This window comes from Campylobacter concisus (genome assembly GCF_003049065.1).
Taxonomy (GTDB): Bacteria; Campylobacterota; Campylobacteria; order Campylobacterales; family Campylobacteraceae; genus Campylobacter_A; species Campylobacter_A concisus_BE.
Window position 1 is genome coordinate 107,934 of sequence record NZ_PISC01000004.1, and the last position, 19,992, is coordinate 127,925.

The 19,992-nt window shown below is 40.1% G+C and carries 24 protein-coding genes and 1 pseudogene; 10 read left to right on the forward strand and 15 right to left on the reverse strand.

The genetic code is table 11. The features are described 5' to 3' along the window. Positions 1–39: 39 nt before the first annotated feature. The 3 genes from CVS81_RS04745 to CVS81_RS04755 all read right to left on the reverse strand — a co-directional run bounded on the left by CVS81_RS04745 (position 40) and on the right by CVS81_RS04755 (position 2,248). Entirely contained in the window at positions 40–555 is a 516-nt protein-coding gene (locus CVS81_RS04745) for an ATP-dependent DNA helicase RuvA (protein ID WP_107965254.1), read from the reverse strand. A 43-nt stretch (positions 556–598) separates the two neighbouring features. Continuing rightward, positions 599–1,765 (reverse strand): replication-associated recombination protein A, encoded by a 1,167-nt coding sequence (locus CVS81_RS04750; protein WP_234399524.1) that lies wholly within the window; start codon positions 1,763–1,765, stop codon positions 599–601. 63 nt (positions 1,766–1,828) lie between these two features. Then, positions 1,829–2,248 carry a helix-turn-helix domain-containing protein gene (locus CVS81_RS04755; RefSeq protein ID WP_107965256.1) on the reverse strand — a complete coding sequence of 140 codons (420 nt, stop codon included), beginning with the start codon at positions 2,246–2,248 and terminating at the stop codon, positions 1,829–1,831. 117 nt (positions 2,249–2,365) lie between these two features. Here CVS81_RS04755 and CVS81_RS09770 point away from each other — a divergent pair, with 117 nt between their 5' ends. Both CVS81_RS09770 and CVS81_RS04760 read left to right on the forward strand, forming a co-directional pair. Next, entirely contained in the window at positions 2,366–2,524 is a 159-nt protein-coding gene (locus CVS81_RS09770) for a hypothetical protein (protein ID WP_159070963.1), read from the forward strand. Continuing rightward, on the forward strand, positions 2,521–2,874 hold the full coding sequence (locus CVS81_RS04760; protein ID WP_107965257.1) for a hypothetical protein: 354 nt from the start codon (positions 2,521–2,523) through the stop codon (positions 2,872–2,874). Before CVS81_RS09770 ends, CVS81_RS04760 begins: the two co-directional genes overlap by 4 nt. A gap of 368 nt (positions 2,875–3,242) precedes the next feature. Here CVS81_RS04760 and CVS81_RS04765 read toward each other — a convergent pair whose 3' ends face one another. Further along, entirely contained in the window at positions 3,243–3,761 is a 519-nt protein-coding gene (locus CVS81_RS04765) for a pyridoxamine 5'-phosphate oxidase family protein (RefSeq protein WP_107965258.1), read from the reverse strand. A gap of 79 nt (positions 3,762–3,840) precedes the next feature. On the opposite strand from CVS81_RS04765, the gene CVS81_RS04770 reads away from it, so the two are divergent. Then, positions 3,841–4,134, forward strand: coding sequence for a hypothetical protein (locus tag CVS81_RS04770; RefSeq protein ID WP_107965259.1), 294 nt, complete (start codon positions 3,841–3,843; stop codon positions 4,132–4,134). A 1-nt stretch (position 4,135) separates the two neighbouring features. Here the strand turns inward: CVS81_RS04770 and ung are convergent, their stop codons facing one another. Next, complete coding sequence (gene ung, locus CVS81_RS04775; protein ID WP_107965260.1) at positions 4,136–4,828, reverse strand: uracil-DNA glycosylase; 693 nt, start codon at positions 4,826–4,828, stop codon at positions 4,136–4,138. A gap of 63 nt (positions 4,829–4,891) precedes the next feature. On the opposite strand from ung, the pseudogene CVS81_RS04780 reads away from it, so the two are divergent. The 3 genes and pseudogenes from CVS81_RS04780 (at position 4,892) to infC (ending at position 8,144) form a co-directional block, all read left to right on the forward strand. Continuing rightward, positions 4,892–5,467: pseudogene (locus CVS81_RS04780) on the forward strand (YbaK/EbsC family protein). A 341-nt stretch (positions 5,468–5,808) separates the two neighbouring features. After that, positions 5,809–7,629 carry a threonine--tRNA ligase gene (gene thrS / locus CVS81_RS04790; protein ID WP_103581238.1) on the forward strand — a complete coding sequence of 607 codons (1,821 nt, stop codon included), beginning with the start codon at positions 5,809–5,811 and terminating at the stop codon, positions 7,627–7,629. Then, positions 7,626–8,144, forward strand: a complete 519-nt coding sequence (gene infC, locus CVS81_RS04795; protein ID WP_009295104.1) for a translation initiation factor IF-3 — start codon at positions 7,626–7,628, stop codon at positions 8,142–8,144. Before thrS ends, infC begins: the two co-directional genes overlap by 4 nt. A gap of 1,015 nt (positions 8,145–9,159) precedes the next feature. On the opposite strand, the gene CVS81_RS10125 is transcribed toward infC, so the two are convergent. The 4 genes from CVS81_RS10125 to CVS81_RS04810 all read right to left on the reverse strand — a co-directional run bounded on the left by CVS81_RS10125 (position 9,160) and on the right by CVS81_RS04810 (position 11,748). Beyond that, the gene (locus tag CVS81_RS10125; RefSeq protein WP_265094470.1) at positions 9,160–9,288 is read right to left on the reverse strand and encodes a hypothetical protein; all 129 of its coding nucleotides are present in this window, start codon (positions 9,286–9,288) and stop codon (positions 9,160–9,162) included. A 75-nt stretch (positions 9,289–9,363) separates the two neighbouring features. Next, positions 9,364–9,540, reverse strand: coding sequence for a hypothetical protein (locus CVS81_RS09775; RefSeq protein WP_159070964.1), 177 nt, complete (start codon positions 9,538–9,540; stop codon positions 9,364–9,366). 81 nt (positions 9,541–9,621) lie between these two features. Next, the gene (gene gdhA, locus CVS81_RS04805) at positions 9,622–10,980 is read right to left on the reverse strand and encodes an NADP-specific glutamate dehydrogenase (protein ID WP_004317349.1); all 1,359 of its coding nucleotides are present in this window, start codon (positions 10,978–10,980) and stop codon (positions 9,622–9,624) included. A 195-nt stretch (positions 10,981–11,175) separates the two neighbouring features. Then, positions 11,176–11,748 carry an SMI1/KNR4 family protein gene (locus CVS81_RS04810; RefSeq protein ID WP_107965262.1) on the reverse strand — a complete coding sequence of 191 codons (573 nt, stop codon included), beginning with the start codon at positions 11,746–11,748 and terminating at the stop codon, positions 11,176–11,178. Between the two features lie 99 nt (positions 11,749–11,847). Between CVS81_RS04810 and CVS81_RS04815 the strand changes: the two genes are divergently transcribed. Next, positions 11,848–12,777, forward strand: a complete 930-nt coding sequence (locus tag CVS81_RS04815; protein ID WP_107965263.1) for a PQQ-binding-like beta-propeller repeat protein — start codon at positions 11,848–11,850, stop codon at positions 12,775–12,777. A gap of 40 nt (positions 12,778–12,817) precedes the next feature. Here CVS81_RS04815 and CVS81_RS04820 read toward each other — a convergent pair whose 3' ends face one another. From CVS81_RS04820 to glmM, 6 genes are all read right to left on the reverse strand, one after another. Continuing rightward, positions 12,818–14,257: an acetyl-CoA carboxylase subunit A gene (locus CVS81_RS04820; RefSeq protein WP_004317286.1), complete on the reverse strand. Its 1,440-nt coding sequence runs from the start codon at positions 14,255–14,257 to the stop codon at positions 12,818–12,820. A 118-nt stretch (positions 14,258–14,375) separates the two neighbouring features. Then, the gene (locus CVS81_RS04825) at positions 14,376–14,921 is read right to left on the reverse strand and encodes a hypothetical protein (RefSeq protein ID WP_103633322.1); all 546 of its coding nucleotides are present in this window, start codon (positions 14,919–14,921) and stop codon (positions 14,376–14,378) included. 9 nt (positions 14,922–14,930) lie between these two features. Next, a complete protein-coding gene (locus CVS81_RS04830) occupies positions 14,931–15,365 on the reverse strand; it encodes a CopD family protein (RefSeq protein WP_004317437.1) in 435 nt (144 codons plus the stop codon). Between the two features lie 9 nt (positions 15,366–15,374). Next, positions 15,375–15,737, reverse strand: coding sequence for an NINE protein (locus CVS81_RS04835; RefSeq protein ID WP_107965264.1), 363 nt, complete (start codon positions 15,735–15,737; stop codon positions 15,375–15,377). Beyond that, positions 15,727–16,179, reverse strand: a complete 453-nt coding sequence (lspA, locus tag CVS81_RS04840) for a signal peptidase II (protein WP_107965265.1) — start codon at positions 16,177–16,179, stop codon at positions 15,727–15,729. Before lspA ends, CVS81_RS04835 begins: the two co-directional genes overlap by 11 nt. Further along, entirely contained in the window at positions 16,172–17,512 is a 1,341-nt protein-coding gene (gene glmM, locus CVS81_RS04845; RefSeq protein ID WP_087585081.1) for a phosphoglucosamine mutase, read from the reverse strand. Before glmM ends, lspA begins: the two co-directional genes overlap by 8 nt. Positions 17,513–17,669: 157 nt before the next feature. Here glmM and rpsT point away from each other — a divergent pair, with 157 nt between their 5' ends. From rpsT to CVS81_RS04860, 3 genes are all read left to right on the forward strand, one after another. After that, positions 17,670–17,939 carry a 30S ribosomal protein S20 gene (gene rpsT / locus CVS81_RS04850; RefSeq protein ID WP_004317319.1) on the forward strand — a complete coding sequence of 90 codons (270 nt, stop codon included), beginning with the start codon at positions 17,670–17,672 and terminating at the stop codon, positions 17,937–17,939. A 14-nt stretch (positions 17,940–17,953) separates the two neighbouring features. Continuing rightward, positions 17,954–19,021, forward strand: coding sequence for a peptide chain release factor 1 (gene prfA / locus CVS81_RS04855; RefSeq protein ID WP_004317452.1), 1,068 nt, complete (start codon positions 17,954–17,956; stop codon positions 19,019–19,021). Positions 19,022–19,332: 311 nt separating this feature from the next. Beyond that, positions 19,333–19,752, forward strand: a complete 420-nt coding sequence (locus tag CVS81_RS04860; protein WP_107965266.1) for a TOBE domain-containing protein — start codon at positions 19,333–19,335, stop codon at positions 19,750–19,752. Positions 19,753–19,992: the final 240 nt, after the last annotated feature.

The following is a 19,992-nucleotide window of genomic DNA, read 5'->3' on the forward strand; positions in this document are numbered from 1 at the left end:
TATAAAATTTAAATTAACTACTAAAAAATCATAGCCAAGCTAAATTTTTGCAAAAACGCCCTGCAAAACCATGTTTGAATAGTAATAAAAGCTGTAAAATAGCCTATCGTCATAGCTTAGCTCGTCTTGATCAACGATCTCAAGATACTTTGGCTCTAGCATTTGCTCCATTTTAGTAAGTGGCTTTGCGTGCTCAAGATGCTCTAGCTTCTCACAAATTTCAAGCATAAATTTAAAAAAGAGTTCAAGCTTACGCGAGATAAATTTAGCTGCTTCGCCTTTTTCGCCTAGTGCACTTTTATAAATTCGCACTAAAAAAACGAGCGCAAATGGCGTTGCGTGCCAAAATGTCTCTTGATATTCACACTCACCAAAGATATCATCAAGCAGCTCGCTAAGCTCTTTTTCATCAAATTTAGACTTTGTCACAGCCTTTGCAAGTGTGTTTAAAATTTGTGCAAAAAGCTCTGCCGTGCCGTAACTACAGCTTAGTCTATCCCATGGCACGTCTTTTATCTTTAAATTTGCGATATATGTTAAATTTTGCTCGTTCATTCTTAAAACAGCCCTTTTAAATTTAAAAGAGTAAAGCCTAAATTTAGCCCTTTGACCTTATCTTTTCTAGCCACTCATTTAGCGTTTTTTCAAAGCCTATGCCCTTGCTTTTGTAAAAAACGAGCGGTTTTTCTAGGTATTTTTGCTCGACCCAGCCGCCAAAATCATGCGGATAAAGGTAGTCTTTGCTCTCTTTTGTGTGATTTTTTAGATATGGCGGGATTTTTAAAATTTCTTCGCTTTGCACGTATCTTAGAGCGGCATTTATCGCGTTGTAGCTGGAGTTTGACTTTGGCGAGCTAGCTAGATAGACGGCGCACTGAGCCAATATGATCCTAGCCTCCGGAAAGCCTATCTCTTTTACGATGCTAAGCGTGCTTGCGGCTAAATTTAGCGCATTTGGGTTTGCGTTGCCGATGTCTTCGCTAGCAAATATCGCCATCCTTCTAGCGATGAAGTCCGCACTCTCGCCAGAGTCTATGAGCCTTGCGAGATAGTATATGACGGCGTTTTCGTCGCTTCCACGCAGGCTTTTTATAAAAGCGCTTGCTAGCTCGTAGTGCGTGTCGTCCTCTTTTGCCCCCTCTTTTAGGGCGTTTTGGCGAAGTGTTTTTAAATTTTCTAGGCTCACATTTTCATCAAGCGTGATGGCAAATTCTAGTAAATTTAGCATAGCTCTTGCGTCACCGCCGCTACTTTTAAAGAGATACTCCTTCGCCTCCTCGTCAATGCTAAATGAAATTTGCTCTCTTATCTTGCCAAGAAGCTCCTCAAAATCGCCACTGCTAAGCGGTCTAAACTCAAAGAGCATCGAGCGGCTTCTGATGCCTGAGCTTAGCGTGAAAAAGGGATTTTCTGTGCTAGCGCCGATGACTAGGGCTTTGTAGTTTTCCATGGGGATGAGCAGTGCTTCTTGCTGGGTTTTGCTAAGCCTGTGGATCTCGTCTATGAAAAAGAGTGGCTTATTTAGGGCGTTTTCGTAGTTTTTTAAAATTTTGCGAAAGTCATCTATCTTTAAATTTCCGCCGTCAAACTCGTAAAAGTCGTAGTTTGCCCCACTTGCCACAGCCCTTGCAAAGCTCGTCTTGCCACAGCCTGCTGGACCATAAAATATGGAGTGCGGTATCTTGCTTGTGGCTATAAATTTTAAAAATGCCGCTTTAACCGACTTTTGACCGCAAATTTCATCTAAATTTTTTGGTCTAAACATCAGCGCAAGTGAGCTCAAATTTACTCCTTTGAATTTCAAAGTATTATAGTTAAATTTTTGGTGTTACTTAGCAATTTGCTTTAAGATTAGGTTTAATTTCTCGACATTTTGTCTATTTTGATTGAGAGAACTTTTAAGAATTTCAAGGCTCTTGGGTGATAGATATTCTAAAAGTTCTATAATGTCTTTATACTTGCAACTTAATTCATTGTCGTTATAGAGGCGTTTTAAAATTTTATCGTTTTGGTTTTTATCATTACAAAAGAATTCTTGCTCAAATACGCCAAGTGCATCAGCAATAAAAGGAAGCATATCGGCTTTTATTTCTATATTACCATTTAGATAGGCATATATGCTTGATTCTGTAGGTATCTCGCCGGTCCTTGAAGCTTTCATATCAAGATTTATCAGACGCTTTGCCAGCTCTCTTTTGCTAATATTTTTCTCTTTTAGTATCTCGTTTATTCTTTGTGCAACTTTCATAAAATTCTCTATTTTTAAAATTCTTATGATTATATGTAGATAAATTATTGATAAAGAGTAATTTAAGTATTGATAAACTATAATTTAAAATATCTTAGTATAAAAGGAGTTGAGTTTGTGAAAAGGTACAGAATAATGTATAGGAAGTGTGGTTTAGTTTCAAGAACTACGACTGTGGTTTCAGCTAACAATGCCGACGAGGCAAAAGATAAAATAAAATATCAATTTGGAAAAGATGTTGATATTGAAATAATTTCTTGTGAGGAAATAAAATGAAAAAAGTTATACTTGCGCTATTTTTATTATTAATAAGCTATCAGGTTAATGCCAATGAAATTCCCGTTAAAATGTCGTATTACACGGAAATAGATCGTTTATTTAAAGTACCATACGCAGTTATCGAAATAACCTCCTTATCAAATGATTTAGTTATCGAAGATATAAAATTAAATAGAGGTAATTGTTCTATTAACGCTGGTGTAGACCCATTTACTGGAAAAAGAGAAAAACTTTTTCCAATGAAATTGCAATATGGCAATAGCAAAAAACGTGCTACTACTTGTAATAAAATTTTGGAAGCAGAAGTTATAACAAAAGAAGGTAGTTGGACGCTTACTTGGGACTAGCGACTAGGGAAACTATAATTACATAAATTTAATAAAATATTAGAGGTTATTAATAATCTCTAATATTTTTAAGCAACCATAAAAATTTATTTCTTTTGCTTGTCCTTATTTAAGGAGTATTTTAAATTAGTATACAAGTTTGTCAAAAAAACAAAGGCACCCTGCAAATGACACAATTTTACTTAAAAAAGATATAAAGCTTTGATTTGCTAAGCTTTTTAAAGATACACAAGATAAATCAACTAAATGAAGTAGGTTATCACAGACTACATATAAATGATTTTCGTCTCTCTCTTTTTTTATAAGGGTGGGGGGGGGTTAATTTATTCTTGTTTTAAAAATTTAGTTCTTACCAGATAAAAATAACATCAACTGTGAATAATTTTGGCCTTCGCGCTAAGGCTCTCTATTTTTAGCTCGTAAATTTTCATATTTTTTAGCCCATACTCGGCCGCCACGTCAAAGGTGCTCATCGCGTAGGCGGTGTATTTTTGGCTGAGAATTTTTAAAATTTCATATCTTTTGGCTTCATCTGTCACTTCGTAGGCTCTTGTTTTTGCGATGGCGCTTTTGTATTCAGTCGTAAAGACCTTCCCACCAAGCGCCTTGCCGTCGTCTTTTATCATTTCTAGCTCGCTATCATTTAGGTGTGGGACTTTGTTGAAACTAACGCAGACAAACTCCACTTTTCGCCCATTTTGAAGCAGTTTTGCCTTGCTGCCAGCGCTCGCTCCATGCACAAAAATGCTCTCACCAACCCTAACAGGCGAGATAGGTACGCTAAAAATTTCTCCCTCATCATCCACGCATGAGATCACGCCGTATTCGCAGTTATCGATGATCTTAAGCGCCTCGTCGCGACCAAGCTCTCTATCTTTTCGCCTCATTTTTCATCCTTTTTTTGCAAAATATTTTAAAATTTAAGTGCTTAAAGGCTAGTATAACGCAAAAATTTCAAGGAAAAATATGAAAAAATTTGCCATTTTTGCCCTTTTACTGGGCGTAAATTTATTTGGTGCAAGCGAGGTTTGCAAGGAGTATGTCAAGCAAAGCAGGCTCTATCTTGACGAGCTTTATGTCAAAGAGAGCAAGAAGCTTGCGGGTGATGAGAAGGCGCTAAGGCTTTTTGAGCTTAAATTTGATGAGTTTAAGCAAAGACAAGTCGGTCAAGAGGCGATGATAATGCAAAATAACGATGAGAAATTTTGCAAAAGCAAGCTTGAAAAGGTAAATAAACTTCTTGCTGAGCTTAAAAAATAGCTCAAATTTTAGCGTTTAAGTCCCACTCTATGGGCGTTTTGCCGTGGTTTTCTAGGTAGATATTTGCCTTTGAAAAGTGCCTGCAGCCAAAAAACGCCCCACGAGCTAGCGGACTTGGGTGGGCTGCTTCTAAGATGAGGTGCTTGCTGGCGTCTATTAGCGGCGCTTTTGCCTTGGCTGGGTTGCCCCAGAGCATAAAAACTACGTTTTGTAAATTTTGGCTAATCTTTCTTATGACGGCGTCTGTAAAGCCCTGCCAGCCAAAGCTAGCGTGAGAATTTGCCGCTCCAGCACTTACGCTTAAAGTAGAGTTTAAAAGCAGCACGCCTTGCTTTGCCCACTTTGTAAGATCGCCGCTATTTGGCTCTTTTATGCCAAGATCGGCGTAAATTTCTTTATAGATATTCACAAGGCTTGGCGGCACTCGCACGCCACTTGGCACTGAAAAGCTTAGTCCCATGGCTTGATTTGCGCCGTGATATGGGTCTTGGCCTAGGATGACGACCTTTACGGCGTGAAATGGAGTTAGATTAAATGCGTTAAATATAAGCCCGCTTGGTGGATAGACGACGCCAGCGCTCTTTGCTTTTAAGAAATTCTCTTTGATGCGAGCGAAATTTTCGCTCAAAAACTCATCTTTTAGCACCTCTTTCCAGCTTGGCTCGATCTTTACGTCATCTAAATTTATCTGCATTTTCCTGCCCTTTTTTGGTTTTAGCGGTATAATTTTAACTAAATTTATCCAAAGGAAAGAGCGGTGTCAGAGCAAATTTTTAATAAAATCCACGAGCTTCTTAGCAAAAATGGGGCTAAATTTAGAGTGATAGAGCATTAGAGCGCTAGGACTTCAGAGGAGGTCGCTAAGATAAGGGGCACGAAGATGAGTCAGGGTGCAAAGGCGCTGGTCTGCTCTATAAAGGGTGTAGATGAAGCGAATTTTAGAGAAATTTTTAAAGACGAAAATGTGCTAGATGGCTACTTGCTAGATGATGAAAAGCCAGTGATGAAGGCTGGTAAAATTTACTTGCTCGCTGTCTTACCAGCTGACGAGCAGGCTGATCTTGACGCGCTTACTCAGAAATTTGATGGTAAAAGAGCAAGCCTTGCTAGCCCAGATGAGGTTACGGCCTTGGCTGATTGCGTATTTGGCTCGGTTCCGCCATTTAGCTTTCATAAAAATTTGCACCTTGTTGTGGATGAGAGTTTGCTAGAGCGAAACGAGGAGATCGCCTTTAATGCAGGGCTTCTTGATAGATCAGTCGTTTTAAACGCAAAAGACTACGCTAGGATAGTAAAGCCAGTATTTGTTAAATTTGCAAAAGAAAAGTGCTAGGCTAACCACTTCCTAGCACTAAATTAGTCGGGAGAAAAATGAATTTAAGTAATGCAAAGACGAGAAATTGCTAAATTCATTTCAGGAGCAAATATTATCAAGTATAATCTTAAAATATAATAAACTATATTGATAAAATATGCATATTTTAGGGATATTTATCTTTATATATAAAAAAATATATTTTAAAATCCAAAAATTTTGGCTCAAATTTTACTAAATTTAAAAAGAATTTATAAAAATTTGCTTAGCAATTATTAAGTTTAGCTTAAAGCCCATTTTGATAAAATCCTTAATCGTTCTTTTATCGTAAAAAAGACAATTTGATATAAGGAAAAACAATGAGCGATATCATCGCATACAAACTAAATGGCGAAATAGTCGATACTCAAAGTATCGCAGGGCGTGAGAGTAGTGCTGAGCCTATCTATTTTGACAACTCAAAAGAGGCACTACACGTTATCAGACACTCCTGTGCACACCTCATGGCACAAGCTATCAAATCACTCTATCCAAAGGCGAAATTCTTTGTCGGACCAAACGTAGAAGATGGATTTTATTATGATTTTAGAGTTGATGATGAGGGCACGAAGCTAGGCGAGAGCGATCTAGCAGCGATCGAAGATAAGATGAAAGAGCTTGCTGAGAAGAAATTTGACATCGTTAAAACCTGCTCAACCAAAGCTAATATGAGTGAGAAATTTAAAAACGACGATCTGAAACAAGAGGTCTTAAAAAGAATTCCAGATGGTGAAGTGAGCAGCTACGCACAAGGCGATTTTGAAGACCTTTGCCGCGGACCACACGTGCCAAATACTAAATTTTTAAAATTCTTCAAGCTCACACGCGTGGCTGGGGCATATCTTGGCGGCGATGAGAGCCGTGAGATGCTAACTAGAATTTACGGCACAGCTTACGCAGACAAAGAGAGCCTAAAAGAGCACATCCGCATCATCGAAGAGGCTAAAAAGCGCGATCACAGAAAGCTTGGCGTCGAGATGAAGCTATTTACATTTGATGAAGAAGTGGGCGGTGGTTTGCCTATCTGGCTACCAAATGGCGGACGCTTAAGATCAAAACTAGAGCAGCTCTTATACAAAGCCCACCGCGACCGCGGCTATGAGCCAGTGCGTGGTCCTGAGCTTTTAAAGGCTGATGTGTGGAGAAGAAGCGGCCACTACGCAAACTATAAAGAAAATATGTACTTTACAACGATCGATGAGACAGAGTATGGCATCAAGCCGATGAACTGCGTTGGTCACATCAAAGTCTATCAAAGTGACATCCGCTCGTACCGCGATCTGCCGCTTAAATTTTTCGAGTACGGCGTCGTGCATCGCCATGAGAAAAGCGGCGTGCTTCACGGACTTTTCAGGGTTCGCGAATTTGCACAAGATGACTCACATATCTTTTGTATGCCAAGCCAGATAAAAGAAAATATCTTAGAAATTTTAAAATTTGCTGGCACGATAATGGAAAATTTTGGCTTCCACTATGAGATGGAGATATCAACCAAGCCAGCCAAAGCTATCGGTGGCGATGAAATTTGGGAAACTGCTACAAAAGCGCTAAAAGAAGCTCTTGATGAAAATGGCTTTAAATACGGCATCGACGAGGGCGGCGGCGCATTTTATGGACCAAAGATCGACATTAAGATCACTGACGCGCTTAAGAGAAAGTGGCAGTGCGGCACGATACAAGTGGATTTTAACTTGCCAGAGCGCTTTGATCTAGGCTACATCGACGCAAATAACGAAAGACAGCGCCCTGTAATGCTTCACAGAGCCTTGCTTGGCAGTTTTGAGAGATTTATAGGAATTTTACTTGAACACACTGCTGGCGAGCTACCATTTTTCATAGCTCCTACGCAGGTCGTCATCGTGCCTATTAGCGACGCGCATTTAGACTACGCAAAAGAAATTTCACGCGAGCTAAGAAAGATCAACGTCGATAGCGAAATCGCAAGTAAAAACGAGAGTTTAAATAAGAGAATAAGAACGGCAGAAAAACAAAGGGTGCCTATGATAGTCGTGCTAGGAGACAACGAAGTAGCGAACAAGAGCGTTGCGTTGCGCGACAGACAGGCTAGGACGCAGAGCGATATGAGCTTGGCGGAATTTATAAATTTAACGAAGGAGAAACTTAGTGAGGTACATTTTTGAGTAAGGAAAATGAAGTATTGCTCAATGAGGACATAAGGGCGAGAGAGGTAAGATGTGTAGGGGATGATGGCACGGCATACGGTGTCATCTCAAGAGATGAGGCTTTAGAGATCTCAAATAAGCTTGGGCTTGATCTAGTGCTTATAGCGCCAGATGCGAAGCCGCCAGTTTGCAAGATAATGGACTATGGTAAATTCCGCTATCAGCAAGAGAAAAAGCAAAAAGAGGCCAAGAAAAAGCAAAAAACCATCGAGATAAAAGAGATAAAACTCTCTGTCAAGATCGCCCAAAACGATATCAACTACAAGGTTAAACACGCAAGCGAGTTTTTGCAAGATGGCAAACACGTTAAATTTCGTGTATTTTTAAAGGGTCGCGAGATGAGCACCCCAGAAGCTGGCGTAGCCATGCTTGAGAAGGTCTGGGAGATGATCAAAGATGAGGCTGACCGCGACAAAGAGCCTATAATAGAAGGTCGTTATGTAAATATGCTTGTAACTCCAAAAAAGGGTTAAATTCTCACAAAGAGCAGGCTAGGGCTTGCTCTTTTTCATTAAATTTTTAATACAAAAACTCACAAATAACTATTTCTCAAAAATTCTATCATTTTTATATCTGCTAAATTTACGCGATAGCGTTTGCGGTTGATGTGGTTTGCGGTTAAATTTTGTAGGATGATTTTAGGCGCGGCTTAAATTTAGTAAATTTTGATTTTTACTTACTGGAATTTATTCGCTTTGTTATCGCTCGCATGCGTGCTGCGCTAAAACTTCGTGTGAGTTTGTAAATTTAAATTGCTTGTGCGAGTGTTTTAAACTAAATTTTGCCTAATATCTAGCTAAATTTGGTAAGAAACTTGATTATTTGTAGCTTAAATTTATCAAATTTTAATCTTTGCTTAGCAGAATTTAATTATTTTGCTATCGCTAGCGTGGGTTACTTTATTGAAATTTGACCAAGCAAGTGTCATCTAGTAAAGTAAATTTGAACTTCTTGTGAGTTTGTAGATTTATGGTGTGTGTGCGAGTGCCGTGAGCTAAATTTCATCTAATAGGTTGCTGAACTTGACGAGAGAAATATAGCTTTAATAAGTGCCCTTTGCAAATCTTTTGACTGCTTTTATTTTATTTGGAGCTAAATTTAGCAAGAAATTTCTTTGTTTATAGCTTAAATTTATAAAATTTTAATTTTTGCTTGCTGGAATTTGTTCTATTTTTTATCGCTCGCATGGATGCTGTGCTGAAATTTGACTGGGTAAAGCCACCTTGTTGGAGTAAATTTGATAAGAAAATTGCTTGTTATGGCTTAAATTTATAAAATTTAACTATCTCTTGCCAAAAGGCAAATACTTTGTTGCTATCTGCTTAAATTTATAAAAGAGAATTTAGGCTGGATGAGTCTAAATTTACTAAATTTCATAAGCCGTTTCTTGTCAAAAAAGTGCTTTTTATCTGCTTGAGAAATTTTAGGTCTTGTTCATTTCTTGGCAGGATTTTGTTATTTAGCTTTACTATGTCGAAGTTGCAAGCGCTATGAAAATTTCTCGTTTGCGACACATCTGCTACAAAGCTTCTTGTCGCCAAGCCGCCACGCATAGACCGCACCACTCGTGCAATCAAGCAAAATATCCACAGGATGCTCCACAGTAAAAACTTTCAATCTTACTGCACAAACCTCGCCACTCCACCATTTGCCGTCATATCAGCTCTTTTAGCAAAATTTATACTACAAGCTCTAAAAAAGTGATCTGCTCGCCACCCTAGTGAAATTTAGCCAAGCTTCAAATCCACATCCGCCACGCCAGCAAAAATTTTTCAAAAAACACTCTATACACACCGTATAAAATGCTTCAAAGCAGCGTAAATTTGCCAGCTTGCTAGTAAAATTTGCCGTGCAAAAGGCAAATTCCATTTTGGCTAAAAACCCCAGCCAGCCTTATATTGATTTACGTCCAAATTTAGCTTGGACGTAAATTTACAGAGCCAAATTGGCCTACACATATCCTTGATCTATCATCGCATCAGCCACTTTTCTAAAGCCAGCGATATTTGAGCCAAGCACTAGGTTGCCCTCATCGCCAAACTCTTTACTCGTTTCGTAGCTTAGCTCAAAGATGTGGTTCATTATGCCATGAAGTCTGCGATCGACCTCCTCGAAGCTCCACGAAGTCATGCCGGCATTTTGCATCATCTCAAGGCCACTTGTGCCCACGCCACCAGCGTTTGCTGCTTTTGCCGGCGCAAAGTGAAAGTCTTTTTGCGCAAGCATAAAATTTATCGCATCAAGCGTGCTTGGCATGTTTGCACCCTCAGCCACGAAGCGGCAGCCATTTGCGTAAAGCACTTTTATGTCAGCTAGGTGAAGCTCATTTTGTGTCGCACACGGGAAGGCTCCGTCGCATGGCACGTCCCAGACGCCGTTTCTGCCCTCTTTATACTCGCTTACGCTTACGTATTTTGCATTTGGTCTAAATTTTGTGTATTCGCTAAGGCGAGCGCGCTTCACCTCTTTTAGCTCTTTAAGTACCGCTAGATCGATGCCCTCAGCGTCATAGACGTATCCGTTTGAGTCAGAGACGGTGATAGGCAGTGCGCCTGCTTGATAGAGCTTTTCGACTGTGTAGATGGCGACGTTTCCGCTACCGCTGACGCTACATTTTTTGCCCTCAAGTGATAGTCCAGCTTTTTTTAGCATGTTTTGAGTGAAATATACCAGTCCGTATCCAGTGGCCTCTGTGCGCGCTAGGCTGCCGCCCCAGTTTAGCCCCTTGCCAGTTAGGATGCCATCAAATCTGCCAGTTAGCTTTTTATACTGGCCAAACATATAGCCGATCTCTCTAGCGCCCACGCCGATGTCGCCTGCTGGCACATCCACGGTGTTGCCGATGTGGCGATATAGCTCGCTCATAAATGCTTGGCAAAAGCGCATTATCTCGCCTTCGCTCTTGCCCTTTGGATCAAAGGTGCTGCCGCCTTTTGCACCGCCGATATTTACGCCAGTGAGCGAGTTTTTGAAAATTTGCTCAAATCCAAGAAATTTTAGCACGCCAAGATCGACGCTTGGGTGGAGCCTTAGACCGCCTTTGTATGGGCCAACGGCTGAGTTAAACTGCACGCGGTAGCCGTTATTTACCTTTGGTCTGCCATCATCGCCCGTGTATGTCACGCGAAAGATCACCGTGCGCTCAGGGATGACGATGCGCTCTAGGATCGCGTGTTTTTGGTACTTGCTCTCTCTTTTGATAAGCGGCTCTAGGCTGTTTAAAACCTCAGTCGCAGCTTGGACGAAGACGCCTTGACCTGGGTTGGTCTTCTTTATCCACTCCATCGTTTGTTCGATGTACTCGCTCATTTTTGCTCCTTTTTCCTTTTTTTGTAGTTAAATATTAGCTCGGCTAGAAAAAATTTTTATTTAAAGATATTTTAATATTTTTATTTTGGGCAATGAGTGTTACATATCGAAACTAAATTTATAAAAAATGGTTTTTGCTTTGGTTGCTAGGATAAATTTATAAAAGAGGATTTGGCTAGAGTGAGCCTAAATTTACTAAATTTGCGCCATCTCTTGCCAAAAATCAAGTGCTGTGTCGTCTGCTTGGACAAAATTTAGGATTTGCTTGGCTGGTGGCAGGGCTTCGTCATTTAGCCTTGCTATATAGGTACTAGCAATCGCTATGAAAAATTTTTCAAAGTCACTCGCAACGCGCCTGCTGCAAAGCTTTTTATCTCCAAGTAGCCACGCATAGACCGCACCACTTGTGCAATCAAGCAAAAATATCCAAGGATCTCCCACGGCAAAAACTATCAAATTTGCTGGGCGAGCCTCGCCACTCCACCATTTGCCACCAAACTCATCTACGCTGTTTAGGCGCACTAGCTCGCTTGCGTAGTCGCCTCTGGAGCCAAAGCTGACATTGAAAATTTCAAAGTTGCCAAGCTCAAATTTGCTTAAAAACTCTAAAAATTTAGCTGGGAAATTTACGCCAAGGCTCTTTTGTGCTTGCATAAGCGCCGAAGCGTCCTTTTGTGGCAAAAGTCTCATACCGCTCATGCCCTCTTGCTCTAGTGGCAAGAAAATTTGATCTAGTTTTCTAGCGATCTCGTCTAATTTTAAAAACATATCGCTCCTTAAATTTGCTAAATTTGGCAAATTTTATCAAATTTAGCCCAGTGCGCTTTGAAATTTGGGTTATAATCGCCATAAATTTAAGGAGCTAGCGTGGTTAGATCATATCCTCTTGATATGCCTGGCGTGGAGTTTCGCGGACACGGCGTAACTGGCATTTACGAGATGAATGGGCGCATTGCATTTGTTCATTTTGCTTTTGGGGTGCCTAGCGAGCTAGAGATAGCTCAAAAACTAACGCCAAACTACGTGCTACTAGATACATTTTCACGCGACTTTAGCGAGCATAAAAGATCAGTGCTTACCTACAAACAAAGAGAAATTTTCATAGCTAGCAATGCGCGTTGCTACCCAGAAAATGGCTACTTCGTGCTAAATACTAGATACTACAAGGGCTACATAAACTCCCCAGCAAAGCTTATAAAGATAAGTAACGGGCAGATGAGCGAGCTTGGCGTTGCTCATGAGCCTGTAAAAGAGATATATAACGACGCTAAAACGTATGAATTTGATGGTTTTTGCGTGCGCATGAGCTCGCCATTTATGATGGAGTGTAAAGAAATTTTGGACGGCGCAGAGCTCAAAAGCAAAGCAAAAGATGAAAATTTAAACGCTAATTTGCCGCCCAAAGAGCAGGGCGCAAGGATAGGCAAGACCATCTGGCGGCTAAAGCTTGGTGCATATCTCTACACACAAGTTTGCCTGAATGATGGGGTGCTTTACTTTGGCACCGCTGGTAAGGGCGGAGATCTATACGCTGTGGATGCAAAAAGTGGCGAGGTGGTGTTTAAGTTTAAAACCAGCGGCACGGAGCATTTTGTTTGGGTCGAGGGTCAAATTTTGCTCGCAAACCGCAAAAATAAGCCAGTTTTGATAAGCGCTAAAGATGGTTTGCTATTAAAAGAGATAGAGTTTGAGAAATTTAGACTTAGCACAGATCAGATCATGCTAGTAAGTGGTGGCAGGCTCTACGCTGTGGCAAATGACGGAGCTAAAATTTACGCAGTTTGCGCGGAAATTTAGCCTTGGCGAAATTTATCGCCAAAGCCATAGTGAGATAAATTTATCTCTTCTTTTTATATCTTTTTATCGCCTCTACGATGACCTCTTCTAGGTCGTCGTTTGGCTCTTTGTTCATATCGTCGTAGGTGTTTTCAAGGATAGTTTTTAAGTTTTTCTCAACGTAGCTAGTATCGAAAAATCCCCTTCTAAATTCCTTACTTTTGCTGATCGTTAGCAAAAATGGGATGATAGTTCGTACGCCCTCGATGGTAAATTCTTCAAGTGCTCTTTCAAGCTTATTTACCGCTAGATCGTAGTCGGTTGCTTTGACGATCAGTTTTGCGATAAGCGAGTCGTAAAATGGCGGTATGGTGTAGTCCTTATAGACGTGGCTATCGACGCGCACAGATGGGCCAAGAGCTGGGTAGTAGCCCTCGATCGTGCCTGGTGCTGGGATGAAATTCTCCCAGACATTCTCAGCCGTGATCCTTGCTTCTATCGCGTAGCCGCGTGGTTTGATGTCGCTTTGCTCGATCTCTAAAATTTCACCAGCTGCGATCCTTATCTGCCTAACGACAAGATCATGTCCTGTGATCTCTTCGGTGATGCCGTGCTCCACTTGGATACGGGTGTTCATCTCCATGAAGTAAAAGTTGTTGTAGTCATCTAGTAAAAACTCGATCGTTCCTACGTTTGAGTAGCCCACAGCCTTTGCAGCAGCCACTGCGGTCACACCCATGATCTTTCTTAAATTTTCACTGATTGATGGGCAAGGTGCGATCTCAATGATCTTTTGGTGGCGCCTTTGGATAGAGCAGTCACGCTCGCAAAGGTGGATGATGTTGCCGTAGTTATCGCCTAAAATTTGAAACTCGATGTGGCGAGGATTGACGACAAGCTTCTCCATAAAAACTTCGTCATTGTTAAAGTATGCCTTAGCCTCTCTGGTGCACGACTCAAAGGCATCTTGCATATCTTCTTCTTGCCAGACCTCCCTGATGCCACGGCCACCACCACCACCACTTGCTTTTAAGATGACAGGGTAGCCGATGCGTCTAGCGTGCTCTTTTATGGCGTCCATGCTCTCATCATTTAGCTTTTCAGTGCCTGGCACTATCGGTATGCCGTTTTTCTTCATTAGATATCTAGCGATGTTTTTGTCGCCCATTTTCTTGATGACTTCAGCCTTTGGACCGATGAATATAAGTCCAGCGTCCTCAACTGCCTTTGCAAATTCGTAGTTTTCGCTTAAAAAGCCGTATCCTGGGTGTATCGCATCAGCTCCGCACTCTTTTGCAAGCTTTACGATAGCTTTGGCGTCAAGATAGCCCTTGATCGGATCTTCGCCCACTTGATAGGCCTCATCAGCGATCCTTACATGCAAGCACTCGCTATCTGGCGCTGTGTAAATTCCTACGCTTTGGATGTGTAAATCCCTACAAGCTCTGACTATCCTAACTGCGATCTCACCACGATTTGCGATAAGAATTTTATGTATCATAGGCTATCCTTTTTTGAGTTTTTCTTATCATATAACTATTCGTTTTATTTTTAGATAAATTTGTTAAGTCTGGTTTTAAAATTTGAGTGCAAAAGGCTAAATTTACACTCAAATTTCTTTATTTGCTGACGATTTGTGGGAAAGGTGTGGCTAGGGCTTTTTTGCTAAAGTCTTGCGACTCGATCGTGAAATTTGTAGCAAATCTTTGAATACCCTCTTTTTTATAAGCACGCCTTTGGATGGTAAAAAGGACTAAATTTCCGCCTTGTTTGGTGTAGCGATATATCGAGTGCTCGGCTGTTGGCACGCCATTTAGGTTTGAAAATATCGTGATATCAAGATAAATTTCATTTGCCAGCGAGCCCTTTTTATAGGCCACTTTTAGCCCTTTTGCTTTTAGCTCTTTTAGATCATTTATCTTTTGCTCGACCGCTTGCTCTGGCGTAGCGTCAAATTTAAGGGTATTTAGCGAGAGCATGTAGCTAAAACTATCTATCTTCTCGCCAGGAAGCAAATACTCCTGAGTGAATAAATTTGGCACAGGTTTGGCTGAGCCTGCTAGCGAGTAGAGTCTGTTGTCAAATTTTATCTGCATCGGCTCAAAATACTGAGTTGCTGCGAGCAAGAGCGCTGGCAAAGCGATAAATGCTAAAAATTTCTTCATCAAATTCCTTTAAAATGGATTTACTATCATTACCCAGATGATGATGAGCATCGCGATAGTTGGCACTTCGTTGTAAGCTCTAAAGAAGATGCCACTTTTGTTACAGCGCTTTTCTTTCAGCTGCTTCATGTAGCGTCCAAGGTCTAGGTGATAGATAGCCATCAAGATGACAACTAAAATTTTAACGTGGATGTGACCAGTTTTTATAAGATCAGGCATCGCGATAAGTATCAATATACCAGTGACAAATGAGCCGATGAGTGCGACCCAGCCGATGTAGTGATACATCTTGTACTCCATCACCTCAACCACTTTGACAAAGTCTGGCTTGTCCATATTTTCTACGTGATAAACATAGAGCCTTGGCTGATAAAACAGCACTGCCATCCACGAGATGAAAAACAAATAGTGGAGGTATTTTAAGTAAAGATAATATTCTGCCATAACGTCTCCTTATCTAAAAAGTATCTCTTTTCTAGCTTCAAATTCAGCCTTGCTGATGGCGCCACTCTCAAAAAGCTCGTAAAGCCTTTTTAAGTCATCCTCTTTATCTTTTAGTTTTAGTCTCTCTTTTAGCTCGGCCTTTTGTAAATTTTTCTCGACATAAGCACCAACCAAAAATGCGTCGATGATCCACCAAATGCCCCAGATGATTAAAAATGGTATGCCTATAATGAAATAAAACGTAGAGTAGCCAACGAAAAATAGTCCCATCATCAAAAAGCCAGTGATAAATTTACCAAGGTAAATTCTATGCGCTCCAAGCCAGCCAGTAAGTAGCCAAAGCGCGTATGCGACGTAGATATTATTTCCCACTCTCTCTCCTTTTTCTAAAACTTTGCCAAAGTATCATCACGACGCAAAGATCGATCATCACATCAGCGAAGTTAAAGACCGCAAAGTTAAACCACTTGTGCCAAAAGACATAATCCACGACGCCGCCATGGATAAATCTATCTGTGATATTTGAGCTGCCAGCTCCTAGCAAAGCTCCAAGCCAAATGGCATGCGAGCAAAGCAGTTTTTTTTCAACGACTAGATAGACAAAAACGCCTAAAATGAGGGCGATCTGGATAAATTTAAGCCACTCATCTAAAAAGGCAAACATCGAAAATGCAACGCCCCTATTATATGTAAGAACTAGCGAGAAAAACTCGCCCTCCCACGAAAAACCATCTATAAATATCATCTTTATCGCTTGATCAACGATAAAAATGAGAAAAAATGCGATGAAAAATTTAATCAAATTTTTACGCATTTAGGGCTTTTATAAAAAATTTCTCAACTTCATCCATGCGTTTTTCAACTAAAGTTTGATTTTTACCTTCAAGCAAAAGTCTGATCAAATTTTCAGTGCCGGAGTATCTAAAGAGCGATCTTATGCCCTCTTTTGCGAGGCTAGCCTCAAGCTCTTTTAGCCCCTCTATCTTATCAAGCGGCTTTTTCTCTGTGATCTTTAAATTTAGTAAAATTTGCGGATATGGCTTTAGCTCGCCAAAAATTTCACTAGCTTTTTTGCCTTTTTTAAGCATCATAGCAACTACTTGCATCGAAGTAACAAGGCCATCGCCAGTCTTAGCGTAGTCGTTAAATATGACGTGACCGCTTTGCTCGCCACCAAAATTTATGCCATTTTCTTTCATCATTTCAAGCACGTATTTATCGCCTACGTTTGAGCGAAGTAGCTTGATCTTGTGAGCTTTTAGATAGTCATCAAGTGCGGCATTACTCATCACCGTAGCCACGATAGCTCCACCTTTTAGTGCCTTTTGCTCGTGTAAAAATGCTGCAAGTGAGCCAAGTATCGCGTCGCCATGCACCACTTCGCCGTTTTCATCGACAACGACAAGCCTATCAGCATCGCCGTCAAATGCAAAGCCGATGTCAGCACGAAGCCTTTTTACTTCGCTTGCTAGATCTTCTGGGTGAAGTGCGCCGCAGTTTTGGTTGATGTTGCTACCATTTGGCTCGTCGTTTATGACGATGACATCAGCTCCAAGCTCGCTAAATACAGTTGGCGCGACTTTGTAAGCGGCTCCGTTTGCCACATCTAAAACTACTCGTAAATTCTTTAAATTTAGCTCTTTTGGGAATGAATTTTTGATCTGCACGATATATCTGCCGATAACATCGTCGATTCTCTTGTTTGCACCGATCTCTGTCATCGTTTTTTGGGCGTTTGCGATGAGCTCGTCGTCGTAGAAGATTTTCTCTATTTCAGCTTCTATTTTTTCATCAAGCTTGTTGCCAAAGCTGTCAAAAAATTTGATGCCGTTATCGTAGTATGGGTTGTGTGAGGCGCTTATCATTATGCCAGCGTCACAGCGCATATTTTCTGTTAAAAATGCGATTGCAGGCGTTGGCATAGGGCCTATTTGAAGGACGTTGTAACCAACTGCAGTTAGCCCTGCAACAATGGCAGTTTCGATCATATAGCCACTTTTTCTAGTATCTTTTCCAACTAAAATCACATTTGTCGCTGAGGTCTTTCTAAAGTAAATTCCAGCAGCCATTGCAAGGCGCATAGATGTCTGAGCTGAAAGCTTTTCGCCAGCCTTACCACGAACTCCGTCTGTTCCAAAAAGTTTCATCAATTTATCCTTTTTATTATAAAATGGTGCTATTTTATCAGAAATTATCAAATTTAAAATCTAAAATTTTATTTGTTTTAAAGCAGACTTAAATTCAGTTACAATTAAATATATTTTTCATATAATCACGGACTAAAATTATCAAAAAAGGTATATTATGGCAAACCATAAATCTGCTGAAAAAAGAGCTAGACAAACTATAAAAAGAACAGAAAGAAACAGATTTTACCGCACTAGACTTAAAAACATCACAAAAGCAGTGCGTGTAGCTGTAGAAGCTAAAGATCTAAATGCTGCAAATGAAGCTTTAAAAGTTGCTAACAAAAGCATCCATAGCTTCGTAAGTAGAGGCTTTTTGAAGAAACAAACTGCTGCTCGCCGCGTTAGTCGCCTTGCTCAATTAGTAAACACTCTAAAAGCTGCTTAATCTATTAAATTTTAATGTTTGCTGATAAACTTCATCCATTTTTGGATCGCTATGATGAAATTTCTACGCTTCTAAGCGATCCAAATATAGCAAACGATATCGAAAAGATGACAAAGCTCTCAAAAGAGCAATCATCTATCGAACCAGTCGCAACTGCCGCAAAAAAATATCTACAAATTCTAAACGACATCGAAGAGAATAAAGCCTTACTTGAGGACTCTGAGCTTGGCGAGCTTGCAAAAGATGAGCTTAAAAATTTAGAAATTTCAAGAGAGAAGCTTGAAGAAGAGATCAAAATTTTACTTCTTCCAAAAGATCCAAACGATGACAAAAATATATTTTTAGAAATTCGCGCAGGCACTGGTGGTGACGAGGCTGCACTATTTGTTGGAGATCTTTTTAACGCTTACATCAGATATGCAGAGCTTCGTGGATATAAATTTGAGATCGTTAGCCAAAGTGAGGGCAACACTGGCGGTTTTAAAGAGATCATCGTGCTCATAAAGGGCAAAGGCGCTTACTCAAGGCTAAAATTTGAAGGTGGCACACATAGGGTTCAGCGTGTGCCAGAGACTGAGAGTCAGGGCAGGGTGCACACCTCGGCTGTGACTGTGGCTATCATGCCAGAGGTCGAAGACAGCGAGATCGAGATCAATCCAAATGATATAAGAGTTGATGTTATGAGAAGCTCGGGTCACGGCGGTCAGTCGGTAAATACAACCGATAGTGCCGTTAGGATCACGCACATACCAACAGGACTTGTTGTCACAAACCAAGATGGCAAGAGCCAGCACAAAAACAAAGAAGCTGCAATGAAGGTGCTAAAAGCTAGACTTTACGAGATGCAAGAGCAAGAGAGACTTGCTAAAGAGACTAGCGAGCGCAAGAGTCAGGTTGGCACTGGAGACCGCTCAGGCAGGATAAGAACTTATAACTACCCACAAAACCGCATAAGCGATCACCGCATAAATTTAACACTTTACCGCCTTGATGCGATCATGGCTGCAGGATTATTTGACGAGATCATCGAGCCGCTTATCACTCACTACCAAGCAGAAGCTATGCTTGAAGCTGGCATTTAAGCCTAAAATTTATAAATTCTTACTAAATCACTAAAAATCAAAAATCTACAAACTAAGATATAAAGCCATCTGATCTTGAAACGATCTTAGTTTGTCTGTTTTATAATAAAAAATAATATTTATTTATATATTTTTCAAAAATAATTTAAATTAAATTTTTAGATTTTAGTTCATTTAGTGCGGTATTTTGGGCTTTGGTAAATTATAAATCTTTACTTGTGATATTAAAAAATTTTATTAATTGATCATAAGTTTACATTAACAATAATACTCTATAATACCCAAACATTAAATCAAAACAAGGAGAAAATATGTCACTAAGTGCAAGAAATCAACTAAATGTTGAGATATCAGAAGTAAGAACAGGTGCGGTAAATTCGCTAATAGCTGGCAAACTAGCAGGTGGTGAAGTGCTAAAAGCAACTGTAACAGTTGATAGCGAAAAAGCTCTTGATCTTAAGGTTGGTAAAAAAGCTATATTTTTATTCAAAGCTTCAAGCGTTATCGTTTCAAAAGATGACAGCATCAAGCTTAGCGCAACAAACCAAATCAAAGGCGTTGTTAGCGAGATAAAAGACGGCGCTGTAAATGCTGAGGTTATCATCGATGCAAACGGCAGCAAAATTTCAGCTATCATCACAAGAGAGTCAGTTCATAACTTAGCTTTAAAAGCAGGCGACAAAGTAACTGCTATCATCAAAGCAACTCAAATCATAGTTGGTGTTAAATAATTTTCGGGGCAAATTTGCTCCGATCCTCTCCTTTTAAACTAATTTCTAAACTTAAGCTAATATCCAAAACCAAATCCTAAAATCTCTCATAAATTTTTCAAAGCAGAAGATTTAATTAATATTTATTTTTTCTAAATTTAAAAATAAAAGTTCCAAACTTTATGCCAAATTTACTTTAAATGCCTATCTAGCGTAAATCTAAAGTCAAATTTGAATAAAAATAGTGTCAATAAATATTAC

What these genes read in the sequence shown, in the direction of transcription:
- CVS81_RS04825 (WP_103633322.1), bottom strand. Translation starts at nt 14,921, where the DNA reads ATGAAGAAATTTTTAGCATTTATCGCTTTGCCAGCGCTCTTGCTCGCA.
- prfA (WP_004317452.1), top strand. Translation starts at nt 17,954, where the DNA reads ATGTTTGCTGATAAACTTCATCCATTTTTGGATCGCTATGATGAAATT.
- CVS81_RS04765 (WP_107965258.1), bottom strand. Translation starts at nt 3,761, where the DNA reads ATGAGGCGAAAAGATAGAGAGCTTGGTCGCGACGAGGCGCTTAAGATC.
- CVS81_RS04745 (WP_107965254.1), bottom strand. Translation starts at nt 555, where the DNA reads ATGAACGAGCAAAATTTAACATATATCGCAAATTTAAAGATAAAAGAC.
- CVS81_RS04860 (WP_107965266.1), top strand. Translation starts at nt 19,333, where the DNA reads ATGTCACTAAGTGCAAGAAATCAACTAAATGTTGAGATATCAGAAGTA.
- CVS81_RS04750 (WP_234399524.1), bottom strand. Translation starts at nt 1,765, where the DNA reads ATGTTTAGACCAAAAAATTTAGATGAAATTTGCGGTCAAAAGTCGGTT.
- CVS81_RS04820 (WP_004317286.1), bottom strand. Translation starts at nt 14,257, where the DNA reads ATGATACATAAAATTCTTATCGCAAATCGTGGTGAGATCGCAGTTAGG.
- CVS81_RS04760 (WP_107965257.1), top strand. Translation starts at nt 2,521, where the DNA reads ATGAAAAAAGTTATACTTGCGCTATTTTTATTATTAATAAGCTATCAG.
- rpsT (WP_004317319.1), top strand. Translation starts at nt 17,670, where the DNA reads ATGGCAAACCATAAATCTGCTGAAAAAAGAGCTAGACAAACTATAAAA.
- gdhA (WP_004317349.1), bottom strand. Translation starts at nt 10,980, where the DNA reads ATGAGCGAGTACATCGAACAAACGATGGAGTGGATAAAGAAGACCAAC.
- glmM (WP_087585081.1), bottom strand. Translation starts at nt 17,512, where the DNA reads ATGAAACTTTTTGGAACAGACGGAGTTCGTGGTAAGGCTGGCGAAAAG.
- thrS (WP_103581238.1), top strand. Translation starts at nt 5,809, where the DNA reads ATGAGCGATATCATCGCATACAAACTAAATGGCGAAATAGTCGATACT.
- lspA (WP_107965265.1), bottom strand. Translation starts at nt 16,179, where the DNA reads ATGCGTAAAAATTTGATTAAATTTTTCATCGCATTTTTTCTCATTTTT.
- CVS81_RS09775 (WP_159070964.1), bottom strand. Translation starts at nt 9,540, where the DNA reads ATGGAATTTGCCTTTTGCACGGCAAATTTTACTAGCAAGCTGGCAAAT.
- ung (WP_107965260.1), bottom strand. Translation starts at nt 4,828, where the DNA reads ATGCAGATAAATTTAGATGACGTAAAGATCGAGCCAAGCTGGAAAGAG.
- CVS81_RS04770 (WP_107965259.1), top strand. Translation starts at nt 3,841, where the DNA reads ATGAAAAAATTTGCCATTTTTGCCCTTTTACTGGGCGTAAATTTATTT.
- CVS81_RS04755 (WP_107965256.1), bottom strand. Translation starts at nt 2,248, where the DNA reads ATGAAAGTTGCACAAAGAATAAACGAGATACTAAAAGAGAAAAATATT.
- CVS81_RS04810 (WP_107965262.1), bottom strand. Translation starts at nt 11,748, where the DNA reads ATGTTTTTAAAATTAGACGAGATCGCTAGAAAACTAGATCAAATTTTC.
- CVS81_RS04830 (WP_004317437.1), bottom strand. Translation starts at nt 15,365, where the DNA reads ATGGCAGAATATTATCTTTACTTAAAATACCTCCACTATTTGTTTTTC.